Origin of the sequence: Bacillus sp. FSL R5-0654, from assembly GCF_038008745.1 — a bacterium.
In the GTDB taxonomy this organism is placed as follows: domain Bacteria; phylum Bacillota; class Bacilli; order Bacillales; family Bacillaceae; genus Bacillus; species Bacillus safensis.
Genome location: NZ_JBBOZV010000001.1, coordinates 1,890,632 through 1,901,741 on the forward strand (window position 1 = coordinate 1,890,632; position 11,110 = coordinate 1,901,741).

The 11,110-nt window shown below is 40.9% G+C and carries 14 protein-coding genes; 8 read left to right on the forward strand and 6 right to left on the reverse strand.

The annotated features are described in order from the left end of the window. Positions 1–5 precede the first annotated feature (5 nt). Genes NSS76_RS09415 through NSS76_RS09425 form a run of 3 tightly spaced genes read left to right on the forward strand, consistent with a single transcriptional unit; the run spans position 6 to position 3,700 of the window. Positions 6–1,490 (forward strand): spore germination protein, encoded by a 1,485-nt coding sequence (locus tag NSS76_RS09415; protein ID WP_029707078.1) that lies wholly within the window; start codon positions 6–8, stop codon positions 1,488–1,490. 12 nt (positions 1,491–1,502) lie between these two features. Then, positions 1,503–2,603 carry a GerAB/ArcD/ProY family transporter gene (locus NSS76_RS09420; protein WP_341081962.1) on the forward strand — a complete coding sequence of 367 codons (1,101 nt, stop codon included), beginning with the start codon at positions 1,503–1,505 and terminating at the stop codon, positions 2,601–2,603. Then, positions 2,600–3,700 carry a Ger(x)C family spore germination protein gene (locus tag NSS76_RS09425; RefSeq protein WP_024425697.1) on the forward strand — a complete coding sequence of 367 codons (1,101 nt, stop codon included), beginning with the start codon at positions 2,600–2,602 and terminating at the stop codon, positions 3,698–3,700. The genes NSS76_RS09420 and NSS76_RS09425 overlap by 4 nt, the downstream gene beginning before the upstream one ends. 10 nt (positions 3,701–3,710) lie before the next feature. Here the strand turns inward: NSS76_RS09425 and NSS76_RS09430 are convergent, their stop codons facing one another. The 4 genes from NSS76_RS09430 to NSS76_RS09445 form a co-directional block, all read right to left on the reverse strand. After that, positions 3,711–3,941, reverse strand: a complete 231-nt coding sequence (locus NSS76_RS09430) for a hypothetical protein (protein ID WP_232624300.1) — start codon at positions 3,939–3,941, stop codon at positions 3,711–3,713. Positions 3,942–4,118: 177 nt separating this feature from the next. Then, a complete protein-coding gene (locus tag NSS76_RS09435) occupies positions 4,119–4,259 on the reverse strand; it encodes a hypothetical protein (RefSeq protein ID WP_232624299.1) in 141 nt (46 codons plus the stop codon). 200 nt (positions 4,260–4,459) lie between these two features. Continuing rightward, positions 4,460–4,654 carry a hypothetical protein gene (locus NSS76_RS09440; RefSeq protein WP_249366127.1) on the reverse strand — a complete coding sequence of 65 codons (195 nt, stop codon included), beginning with the start codon at positions 4,652–4,654 and terminating at the stop codon, positions 4,460–4,462. A gap of 114 nt (positions 4,655–4,768) precedes the next feature. Then, positions 4,769–4,999 carry an excisionase family DNA-binding protein gene (locus NSS76_RS09445; RefSeq protein ID WP_024425698.1) on the reverse strand — a complete coding sequence of 77 codons (231 nt, stop codon included), beginning with the start codon at positions 4,997–4,999 and terminating at the stop codon, positions 4,769–4,771. Positions 5,000–5,167: 168 nt separating this feature from the next. Between NSS76_RS09445 and NSS76_RS09450 the strand changes: the two genes are divergently transcribed. From NSS76_RS09450 to NSS76_RS09465, 4 genes are all read left to right on the forward strand, one after another. Next, entirely contained in the window at positions 5,168–5,575 is a 408-nt protein-coding gene (locus NSS76_RS09450) for a GtrA family protein (protein ID WP_056766903.1), read from the forward strand. A gap of 4 nt (positions 5,576–5,579) precedes the next feature. Next, positions 5,580–6,461: a UTP--glucose-1-phosphate uridylyltransferase GalU gene (gene galU / locus NSS76_RS09455; protein ID WP_034624312.1), complete on the forward strand. Its 882-nt coding sequence runs from the start codon at positions 5,580–5,582 to the stop codon at positions 6,459–6,461. Between the two features lie 53 nt (positions 6,462–6,514). Then, entirely contained in the window at positions 6,515–7,117 is a 603-nt protein-coding gene (locus NSS76_RS09460; RefSeq protein WP_024425701.1) for a DedA family protein, read from the forward strand. Positions 7,118–7,236: 119 nt separating this feature from the next. Next, positions 7,237–8,387 (forward strand): IS3 family transposase gene (locus NSS76_RS09465; RefSeq protein ID WP_341081980.1). Its coding sequence is split into 2 segments (ribosomal slippage): positions 7,237–7,510 and positions 7,510–8,387, totalling 1,152 coding nucleotides; the frame shifts between segments, so codons are not numbered across the junction. A 57-nt stretch (positions 8,388–8,444) separates the two neighbouring features. Here NSS76_RS09465 and NSS76_RS09470 read toward each other — a convergent pair. Then, a complete protein-coding gene (locus NSS76_RS09470; RefSeq protein ID WP_025093161.1) occupies positions 8,445–9,266 on the reverse strand; it encodes a uroporphyrinogen-III synthase in 822 nt (273 codons plus the stop codon). A 142-nt stretch (positions 9,267–9,408) separates the two neighbouring features. Here NSS76_RS09470 and NSS76_RS09475 point away from each other — a divergent pair, with 142 nt between their 5' ends. Further along, positions 9,409–10,029 carry an acetate uptake transporter gene (locus NSS76_RS09475; protein WP_025093160.1) on the forward strand — a complete coding sequence of 207 codons (621 nt, stop codon included), beginning with the start codon at positions 9,409–9,411 and terminating at the stop codon, positions 10,027–10,029. Between the two features lie 37 nt (positions 10,030–10,066). Here NSS76_RS09475 and NSS76_RS09480 read toward each other — a convergent pair whose 3' ends face one another. After that, positions 10,067–11,086: an LLM class flavin-dependent oxidoreductase gene (locus NSS76_RS09480; protein ID WP_024427753.1), complete on the reverse strand. Its 1,020-nt coding sequence runs from the start codon at positions 11,084–11,086 to the stop codon at positions 10,067–10,069. Positions 11,087–11,110: the final 24 nt, after the last annotated feature.

Here is an 11,110-nt window from a genome sequence, read left to right on the forward strand (position 1 = left end):
TCCAAATGCTGAAGAAAAACAAACAACAAAAGGACCCAAATTCAGTATTTGAAGCATTGTCACGTTCTGCTGATTTTACAAATGAGCTGTCTCGAAATGGAGATTTTCTGTATAGGATTTCCTTTTTTCGTTCATTGATTAATGGACATCTTCTACATGAACAAATTCTCCCTTCCCTCAAACAACTGCACCTGTCACCCACTCTTGAAGAGCTGAAAGAACGAATTCCCATTGAGCAGGCTGTCATCACGAGCGATCTTCAAAAAGTGCAAGAAGCCCTTCACCGGGGCAGCATTGCGATTAGACTTGAGACAGACTGGGGCAAAACGCTTCTTTTGCCGATTGAAGAAAAGAAAGGCAGACAAATAGGTCCGCCTGAAATTGAATTTGGGATTATCAGTGCACAGGAAGCATTTGTGGAGGTTTTAGATACCAATTTAAATTTGGTCAGACGGCGGCTGCCGACGCCTAACCTGAAAGTTGAGGAAAAGACGGTTGGTACGCTCTCTCAAACAAAAGTTGCCGTGTTATATATTGAAGAAATCGCCAACCCGGAGAACATCGAAACGGTTCTTCAGCGAATTGAGGACGTTGATTATGATCAGATTTTAGATGCGAATTACCTCGCTCAAATGCTTTATGATGTATCCAATACGATCTTTCCGTTGTTTTTGAATACAGAAAGACCCGACCGCGTGTCTTCAGGCTTATCAGAAGGGAAAATTGCTATATTAGTGGATGGTTCGCCTCATGTCTTGCTTGCTCCGACTATTTTACTTGAGTATTTTTCCACGATGGAAGACTACAATATGTCATGGATTGCGGCTTCTTGCTTTAGGCTGTTACGCATATTTGCTGTGATATTTTCCATTTTTGCGACACCTTTATATGTTGCCGTTTTAACCTTTCATTATGAGCTGATCCCAAAGGATTTATTAGAAACCATTGTGTCCTCGCGCTATCTTGTGCCATTTCCTCCGATCATTGAGGCACTATTTTTAGAGATTTCGATTGAATTACTAAGAGAAGCAGGTTCAAGGCTCCCAGCTAAAGTCGGTCAGACGCTCGGGATTGTTGGAGGGATTGTCATTGGACAGGCTGCTGTAGCAGCAGGCTTAACGAGCAATATTTTACTCATTATTGTTGCCCTGTCTGCTCTCGCCTCATTTGTCACGCCTATATACAAAATGGGCAGTGCCATTCGGCTGCTGAGATTTCCTTTTTTAGTTGCAGCACAGGTTTGGGGCGCATTAGGTATTGCTGTGATGGGATCTTTTCTGCTCACCCATTTAATGAAATTAACTTCAATTGGCCGGCCGTATTTAGAGCCTATTTTTCCAATGCGCCTTGCTGATTTAAAAGGCAGTTTGATTCGTCCTCAGCTCCGTTTTTTGAACAAAAGGCCGGAAAATTTACGTCCGCAAAATGAAACCATCCATCGCTCTAAGCCGAAGCAAGGCCGCAAGGGGAAAAATGATTTTTATGAATAAGGAAGTGAAGGCATGAGCTCTTCTTCTGTCAAAGAGAAATTTCAAGTATCCCCTTATTTTGTGTTTTTTCTCATCAATGCCAATCAAGTCGGTGTCAGCATTTTAAACTTTCAAACAAACCTTGTTCGTTCTATCAATAATGATGGATGGATCGCTATTTTGATTTCTGGCATGAGCGTCAATGTGATGATCTTTCTCATGTACTTGATGTTTAAAAAGGCACCTTCGGATGAATTTGGTGAAATCACGCAATATGTATTTGGCAAATGGATTGGGCAATTATTCAACATTCTTTATATCTTATATTTTGCTTCTTTGTCGCTGACCGTTCTTATCCATTACATGGATGTGATCCATGTATGGCTGTTTAAAGAAATTCCTGGTCTTTTGTTTGCGTCTGTACTGTTGCTGCTTGTGTATTACATTCATACTGGCGGCTTTAGAACCATTGCTGGATGGGCATTTTTTAGTGTTGTACTGACATATTGGATGACGTTTATCTGTTTTTATGCCATGAAATATAGTCACCTTCGTTTCATGTTCCCAATGTTTGATCATACATTTTCGCAAATGCTTGTGGGAGTCAAAGATGCATCCTTATCCATGTCTGGTTTTGGCACGCTGCTTGTCTATTATCCCTTTATTAAACAAGCTCAGACATCTCAAAAATTTGCTCACATGGGGGTATTATTTACGACATGCTTAAACTTGCTCACTTTTCTCGTCTCTATAGCGTATTACTCAAGTGCTCAGCTCAAATTAACAAAATGGCCGACGCTAACGTTAACGAGCATTGTGAAGCTTCCGTTTATCCAGCGCTTTGAATTTATTGAAGTGTCTCTTTGGCTGCTTCTGATCATTCCTAATATCACGATTCCATTATGGGCAGCAAGCCGAATGGCAAAAAAAATGCTTCATACGAGCCAGCGCGTCACGTTCATCGGGCTCAGCATCCTCATTCTGATCATGTTTTCGTTTTTTGCCAGTGCAACTTCTTTTGAAACCTTTAATCAATGGGTGGAATTTAGCGGATTCATTCTGTACTATGGATTGATTATCTGTATGGTCATTGGACTGATGCTGAAAAAAAGGAGGGGGAAAAAACGAGCATGAAACGTTATATACTTACGGGCCTCATGTTGTGTAGTCTTTTGTTAACCAGCTGTGCAGAGCCCCGCCTTTTAGATGAATTAAATATCTCTCAGGCGGCAGGATTTGATTTATTGGAAGATGGAGAAATGAAGGGCTTCTTTGTCTTCCCTGTCTTTAAAAGTCAAGAGCAAGGAAGTTATCAAATATTAAGCGGAAAGTCAAACACCATTAGTAATATTCAATTTCTCGTGTCAGAAGAATCACCTTTTCCAGTAGTCATGGGCCAGGTGCTCGTTATTTTAGTCAGTGAAAAGTTAGCAAAAGAAGTCGGCATGATCGATTTAATGAATTATATTTATCGTGATCCTATCATTGGTTCACGTCAAGTGTTTGCGATTGTAGGCGGAGAAGTGGAAGAGTTATTATACACAAAAATGAATCAAACGAACTTAAATATAGGTGTATATCTTTCTGATCTGCTCGCCCAAAATATGCGAAATGGCAATGAACCTGTCACCAATCAGCATATTTTTATGAATCAGATGCTGGCAAAAGGGGTCGATGCATACCTCCCCTACATTAAGAAAAAAGGCAATGTCATTAAGATCACAGGAGTCGCTCTGTTTGATCATGAAAAAATGGTCGGTCATATCCCTGGAAAAGACACGTTCACATTTAAAGCGATGATTGAAAATCATAAAAATGGCATCTACGAATTTCAATTGGCTGATCATGCAAAGACCCATGTCGTCATTGAAAATATCAAATCCCATGTGTCTTACCGAATTAAACCAACGGAAAACCTAACAAAGAAGCCTCAGATCATGATTGATATCAAACTGAAAGGTGAATTAAAAGAATTCATGAAGTCCAAAAAAATTGATAAACCATCTATATTGGACCATGTTGAAAAAGAAGTAGAAAAACGTGTCGCTCAGCAAGGACAAGACCTTGTTCAATCCTTTAAAAAGCAAAACATAGATCCGCTTGGGCTGGGCCTGAGGTATAGATCAAAAGACAAAGCAGTAACACCAGAAAAGTGGAAAAGCATTTATCCTGATGCAGATGTACAAGTTAAATGCCACATGAAGATTGTTCAAACCGGAGTCAGCCAATAAAAAGGCTTATTCAAATGTCTTGCTTGTTCTCCAAGATGTTGGACACTTTCATTTTCACTCGTGGAACCGGATCTTTTTGATGAACATCATGTAAAATCTTTTCTACTTCATTTTGATCAGTTCTAAGAATTTTAGGTGAAAATTTTTCCACAAGAGCCGGTCTATTCCCTTTTGCACAGTTTGCCATTGTATCTAGTGCAATGAAGCAGAAAGGTCTTCTTTTGTTTAGCCAAGATTTCATTCTCTCCCAGGTTGGGCAGCTGACGGCTGCCAGCCTTTCCCACTGATCGTGAAAATGGGTGCAATTTGACTCCATCCAATCCAAAATTTTGTGAGAACGGAAACGATGCAGGCAAATAAAAGCCTCTAACGGCAATTCTTTTTCACTGATCGATTTCAATTTTTCTAATATAATCCCTCATCTCCCGGCAAACTGCTGGCTGCTGCCCATGAGTAGGTAAAGGAATTCTTCGTCCTCGTGATCCAAAAGTTCCCTGACCCATTCAGCGGCAAATGTATCTAGAACATCACCCGCGATCTCTAACATTCGTGATTTCACTTCGGCATGCTCCGTTTCATAAAACCTACTTTGGCTTCAAAGCATCGATGACATCATCCTCAAGAAACCATCTAGTGATTGAAAAGTCTAATAAAGACACCAAATCATGCCTAACGGCTTGTAATGTTGGTGCTTTTTCACTTTTGGTGATGACAACCTCCTCCTCTAATTGGAAAGCCTGTCCGTCCTCTCCATAAAAATCATCGCGGGAGTAAAAATTGTTTAGGAGAATGGAGAACAGCTAGGTTATACCATTCAATAGGCCGTAATGAATAGCTGAGTAGTCTTTCGTGCCATTGATGGCATAATTCATAAGGCTGTTTCGGTTCATCAGTCGCTTCTAAAATGTTCATTTCGTTTTTTTGACCGGCTTCACATAAAGTAGTTGTCCCCATTATTTTCACTTACTTTTACTGCTAATGAATGGTCATTCTGCTTCTTTCAAATAGAGATTATTCTATCTATCACCCACGGCCATTAATCCATGTTGAATAAATTGAAAAGATATTCTAATCTTCATCCTTTACATCGGGATCTTCCGGAATCGGTTCATTTAAGATCTCTTGGACGAGCTCTTTATATTGCTCGAGCTGCTTTAAATGCGTTTGAAACTGCCCTTGATAAATGAGATAAGATTCCCCGTCAAATACGTAACGGATCTTTTTTTGCTGGATTAATTTTTCAACATATGTTTCAGATACTTCTAAGTATTCAGCTGTTTCTGCGATTGTTAAATACATGTTTGTGCACCACCCGTTCGTTTCATCTAGCAAATTATATCACGAGCTGGTGAAAAAACAGATATCGCTTGTTCATGTTTTTTTCATCTTTTCTTCACTGATTCGTCAACTCGCTTTTGTACAGTATTCATACACCCACTCAAACACTAGGAGGTGATGATCCTTCGCATGTCAAAGAAAAATATTCGGACCTATGCCGCATTTTTAACTGTAGGCGCTAGCAATACGATGATTGACTTTCTGTTCTTCTTTTTTTTAACTGCTTGCTTTGTTCCCTCTTTTCTTGCACAGTGCTTGTCCTATACCGCAGGAATGCTGAACAGTTATGTTTGGAATCGAAAATGGACGTTCCAAGTGAAAAAGAAAGCTGACAAGTGGGAATGGATCAAGTGGGCCACAGTCAACGGCGCAGCGTGCCTCCTCACCTATGTTGTCTTATATGTCATACAGCAAGCAGGTTTCTCATTATTCATTAGTAAAGCGATTGGTACCCTTCTTGGCATGATGATCACTTTTACTGGAAGCCGCCTATGGGTTTTTCCATCAGAAAATAAACCATCAGAAATGGAGCGATGATTCAATGAACATTAAAAAAGCCGTCATACCAGCAGCCGGATTAGGCACACGTTTTTTACCCGCAACGAAAGCACAGCCAAAGGAAATGCTGCCTATTATCGACAAACCCGCCATTCAATACATAGTTGAGGAGGCTGTTCAATCAGGCATTGAAGATATACTAATTATCACAGGAAGAAATAAAAAATCGATTGAAGATCACTTTGACCGTTCGATTGAGCTAGAACACACGTTGCTTGAAAAAGGGAAAGAAGAACAGCTGGCTGAAATCAAACATATTGCGGATATGGCCAATATTCATTATATTCGTCAAAAGGAGCCCTTAGGTCTTGGACATGCGGTATTATGTGCACGTCATTTTACTGGCAATGATCCTTTTGCGGTCCTTTTAGGTGATGATGTCATGGTGTCAGAAAGACCTGCACTCTCTCAGCTCATGGAAGTCTTTGAAGACAAACAAAGAGAGGTCATTGGCGTCCAGCAAGTGGATCGTCTAGATGTCAGTAAGTATGGTATGATAAGACCAGCTAGAATAGACGGTCAAGTGTTTGAAGTCACAGACTTAGTGGAAAAGCCAGCAATTCATGAAGCTCCTTCCGATTTAGCCGTCATGGGCAGGTACCTGTTAACACCATCGATTTTTCCTATTTTACAAGGAATCGAGAGAGGTACCGGGAACGAAATCCAGCTGACAGATGCACTGAAAATCATTGCACATGAATCACCCATTTATGCAACACAATTAGATGGGATGAGATTTGATGTTGGTGATAAGCTCGGCTCGTTTAAGGCAGCGGCAGAACTTGGATTAATGCGTCATGATATGCGGCCAGCCATGCTAGCATATATGCAAAGCATACTCATGAGAGAAGAAAAACAAGCATAGGCTCTTATAAGGATGCTTGAAGAAAATTCGTATTTAAAGGCAGAGTGAAATGAATGGGAACCTTGTTTAATGAAATTTTAACCTGGCTGACAAGCCTAGGTTACGCGGGTGTTGCACTTGGACTGATGATTGAAATCATTCCGAGTGAAATTGTACTTGCCTATGGCGGATATATGGTATCAACAGGCACAATTGGTTTTGTAGGAGCTGTGATTGCCGGCGTCATCGGTGGTACGCTCGCCCAGTGTTTTATTTACTGGATCGGTCTGTACGGCGGACGACCTTTTTTAACAAAGTATGGAAAGTATTTATTCATCCATGAACATCATATCGCGACTGCAGAGCGCTGGTTTGATCGGTATGGAACCGGTGTAGTCTTTACCGCCCGCTTTATCCCTGTTGTCCGTCATGCCATCTCGATTCCAGCGGGTATTGCCAAGATGCCTTTTTTGAAATTTGTTTTCTTGACAGGATTAGCTGCCATCCCTTGGTCTATCTTATTTATCTATCTTGGCATGCAGCTTGGGACGAAATGGGATCATATTCAAAGTGTTGCTCATGCTTATACAACCCCCATTATGGTCATTGCCATCGTCCTGATTGTTCTCTACTTTGTACTCAAAAAAATTCGGACGAATCGAAAACGGACAATCTAACAAAAAAGCCTTTCACTGATCTGGGGGACTGACCCCATAAGATGAGACAAATAAAAAACACCTTCAAGTTTGAAAACGGATCGTTGTAATCCGAAATAAAACATGGAGGTGTTTTTTCTATGGGGACAAGAGTGAGTTATCCGGTTGAAGTCAAGCAGAAGGCTGTAGACATGAGATTGGCAGGCGTATCTATGAAAGAGATCATGCAGGAATTGAATATCAAAAATAAAACGCAGGTTCAGACATGGGTGAGGTGGCATAAGGCTGGGGATACACACCGGTTCGAACAGCCTGTTGGAAAACAATATACCTATGGAAAGGGTCCCGAGTACTCTTCCGAATTAGAGAGACTGCAGGCAGAAAATCGCTATCTGAGTCAACAGAATGAAGTTTTAAAAAAGTACAACGAATTGGAAAGGAAGTTGATAAAGAAACGTCAATCAAACTAGTAGAAGAATTGTGCAAAATGATGACAGTACAGGACATTTGTGTCCATTTAGGCATCTCTCGCGCTTCGTACTATAGATGGAAAAAAGATCTGACTCAGAATCATTCTAAAAAACAACTAGAGGAACAAATCGGCACGTTGTGCCGAGAGCACAAGTATCGATATGGATATCGAAAAATCACAGCCATACTAAAAATGAGGTTGCATATTAACCATAAAACTGTTCAACGTATCATGCAGAAAAACCAGTGGCAGTGCCGGGTTAAAATGAAAAAGCGTAAGAAGAATGGGCAGCCCTATGCCGTGGCCGGTAATATACTGGATCGGAACTTTCAGTCTGATCGTCCTCTTGAAAAACTAGTAACGGACATCACGTATTTGCCTTATGGACAGAAACAATTGTACCTTTCCAGTATATTGGATTTATATAATGGAGAAGTGATTGCGTTTACGATTGGTGATAAGCAGGACACAGACTTTATTTTAAACACACTTGATCAGCTCCCAGCACTGCCTGAAAACTGTGTGTTACATAGCGACCAAGGTTCTGTGTATACATCTTACGAGTATCAGAAAGCTGTTCATATAAAAGGCATTACCATGAGCATGTCCCGTAAAGGGACGCCCGCTGATAATGCCTCCATCGAATCGTTTCATTCCTCGCTAAAGTCTGAAACGTTCTATCTTAACAGCATTGATCGAACTACGACCACCATCGTAGAACGCACTGTCAAAGAATACATTTATTATTATAACAACATTCGTATTCAAACAAAACTAAACAACCAATCACCGATCAACTATCGGCAATTGGCTGTATAAAGGTGTTTTGATCCCTGTCTCAAAAACGGGGGTCAGTCCCCTGGTGAAAGGCTTTTTTTATATGTGTGCTGATTGTTTTTTCATATATTGGGATAATTCTATAATCATTGCTCCCATTCTCTCAAGTGACGGGGCAAGAATTCGGTCTATTCCTTCTTCTTTTAAAGCTTCAGCCGTAACTTTTCCGACAGCTACTGCAAGCACATCCTGCTCGAATAATGCTTGCAATTCTTCTTTTCTGCCCCACTCTGCGGCTAGTTTGAAAAAAGCGTGGACCTGGACAGCGGTTGTAAAACAGACGGCATGAACTTGTCCATCTTTCATTTCTTGCAGCAGCGTTTCAGCTGCCTCTGGTTCAGGAGGTGTGTGCTGATATGGTAAAAGCGGCAAAACATCTGCCCCCTTGTCATGTAAAAACTGAATGAGAGCTGGTGCATTTTCACCATGAAGCTGCACCATCACGCGTTTTCCTTGAAACTCCTTGTCTTCAAGCTTTGAAATCAAGTCACGAACCGTTCCGTCTTCATCAGAGACCTCTGGCTGAATTCCGCGTTTTTTCAGCGCAGCAAAGGTTTTGTACCCTCTTGAAGCAATATGTGCGTTTGATAGAATGTTCATAAATTCTTTACCAAGCTGCAGCTCTTCTGCACTCTCAATCAATGTATCTGTACCGATGCCTGTTGTCAAGATCACCCAGTCGGCCCCTTGTCTCACAAAGGTTTCTATGCCTGGCTTTAAATCCTCTTTGGCTAAAAATACGGTTCCTTGAAGAGAGCGAATAACGGCTTGTCCTCCTTGTTTTTCGACAAGTGTACGCATTTCTTCTGTTTTTCTTGTTCCACAAATGGCAATCGTTTTTCCAGATAAGCCTTTACTCATGTTATCCCTCTTTTTCTATCACATTTGATATGTATTAAATATAGATTTATTTGGAAGACGATGCAAGTGTCTACTAAAAAAGAGCTTGACGTTTCTATCGAATTCGAGTATCTTTTGTAAGTGCAAATTGTAGGAGGTCATTATGGAAAAACAGAATGTTCAAGCAATTCGATTATCAATTGCAGACCCAACACCACTTGGTTTGTTTGGTTTAGCAATGGTGACGCTCGTTGCGTCCTCACAAAAACTAGGAATCACAGATGGCACTTCTCTTATTTTACCTTGGGCTATCTTCCTTGGAGGAATCGCGCAGCTGATCGCGTCCATACAAGATTCAAAGCATCATAATATTTTTGGAGCCACTGCTTTTGGCGCATTCGGTCTTTTCTGGATGGGCGTTGGAACAACTTGGCTCATTCAAGCCGGCGTCTTTGGGAAAACGCTTGCGGGAGCAGCAGATCCAAAACAGCTAGGCTTTGCGTTTATTGGTTATTTGATTTTCAGCTTGTTTATGACGATTGGTGCAATGGAAACACATAAAGTGTTATTTTTGATTTTCGTCTTTATTGATTTCTTATTCATTGGTCTTTCCCTTAGCACTTTTGGTGTGATGTATGATGTGACTCATACCATGGCTGGTATTGCAGAATTGATCATTTCTCTGCTTTCATTTTATGGTTCTGCAGCTGTTGTTCTTAATACACATTTTGGCCGTATTGTTCTGCCAATTGGACAACCATTTCGCATTTTTACAAAAGATTAAATAAAAAAGAACTGCTCTGTGCAGTTCTTTTTTATGTTTATTTTTCTTGTGCCTCTTGAAAAATCTCTCCGATGATTTCATACGAGCGCATTCTTTCTTGATGGTCAAACATATCCGAATTAATCATCACTTCATCTGCTTGAGTAGCTTCTATAAAGGCTTCTAATTCTGTTTTCACCTTTTCTTTATCCCCAATGATAGTCGAGCTTAATTGTTCATCCACCATCGCCTTTTCATATGGACTCCAAAGACCGTCCATGCTGTCGACAGGCGCCTTCAGTTTTCCTGGTGTGTTGCGAATGAGACTTAAAAACCGCTGATAATGAGAGGTTGCCAAATATTCAGCCCGTTCTGTTTGATCTGCAGCAAAAACCGTCACACCGACCATGGCATAAGGCTCTTTTAATACATCAGAAGGTCTAAATGACTGTCTGTACAACTCTAATGCGGGAATTGTATTTTTAGGTGAGAAGTGTGCTGCAAAGGCAAATGGCAATCCAAGTTCTCCTGCAAGTCTAGCGCTAAAACCGCTTGAACCAAGGAGCCAAATTGGAATGTCCAGGCCTTCTCCTGGAACAGCTCTTACATGTTTTTTAACCTGACCGGTCGGTTTGAAATATTGACGAAGTTCTTCAAGCTGCTCAGGGAAATCTTCTCCGTTATGAAGATTACGTCTAAGCGCTCTTGCTGTTAACTGATCTGTCCCTGGTGCTCTGCCAAGACCTAAATCAATTCTCCCCGGATACAATGTCTCAAGTGTGCCAAATTGTTCGGCAATGACAAGTGAAGAGTGGTTTGGCAGCATAATCCCGCCAGATCCTACTCGAATTTTTTCGGTTCCTCCCGCAATATATCCAATTAAAACAGACGTTGCAGAGCTCGCTACCCCTTCCATGTTATGGTGTTCTGCCAGCCAGTATCTATGATAACCCCACTTCTCCGCCTTCTTTGCTAAATCCATACTACGATCAAAAGATTCTTTAATGGTACCTCCTTCTGTCACTGAGGATAAATTTAAAACGGAATAGGCTTTGCCTTGTAAAACTGATTGACTCATATATGATGTCCCCATTTCTGTCAA

Coding starts and splice junctions, on each gene's coding strand:
- NSS76_RS09415 (WP_029707078.1), top strand. CDS start 6: ATGCTGAAGAAAAACAAACAACAAAAGGACCCAAATTCAGTATTTGAA.
- NSS76_RS09420 (WP_341081962.1), top strand. CDS start 1,503: ATGAGCTCTTCTTCTGTCAAAGAGAAATTTCAAGTATCCCCTTATTTT.
- NSS76_RS09425 (WP_024425697.1), top strand. CDS start 2,600: ATGAAACGTTATATACTTACGGGCCTCATGTTGTGTAGTCTTTTGTTA.
- NSS76_RS09430 (WP_232624300.1), bottom strand. CDS start 3,941: ATGAAATCTTGGCTAAACAAAAGAAGACCTTTCTGCTTCATTGCACTA.
- NSS76_RS09440 (WP_249366127.1), bottom strand. CDS start 4,654: ATGGGGACAACTACTTTATGTGAAGCCGGTCAAAAAAACGAAATGAAC.
- NSS76_RS09445 (WP_024425698.1), bottom strand. CDS start 4,999: ATGTATTTAACAATCGCAGAAACAGCTGAATACTTAGAAGTATCTGAA.
- NSS76_RS09450 (WP_056766903.1), top strand. CDS start 5,168: ATGTCAAAGAAAAATATTCGGACCTATGCCGCATTTTTAACTGTAGGC.
- galU (WP_034624312.1), top strand. CDS start 5,580: ATGAACATTAAAAAAGCCGTCATACCAGCAGCCGGATTAGGCACACGT.
- NSS76_RS09460 (WP_024425701.1), top strand. CDS start 6,515: ATGGGAACCTTGTTTAATGAAATTTTAACCTGGCTGACAAGCCTAGGT.
- NSS76_RS09470 (WP_025093161.1), bottom strand. CDS start 9,266: ATGAGTAAAGGCTTATCTGGAAAAACGATTGCCATTTGTGGAACAAGA.
- NSS76_RS09475 (WP_025093160.1), top strand. CDS start 9,409: ATGGAAAAACAGAATGTTCAAGCAATTCGATTATCAATTGCAGACCCA.
- NSS76_RS09480 (WP_024427753.1), bottom strand. CDS start 11,086: ATGAGTCAATCAGTTTTACAAGGCAAAGCCTATTCCGTTTTAAATTTA.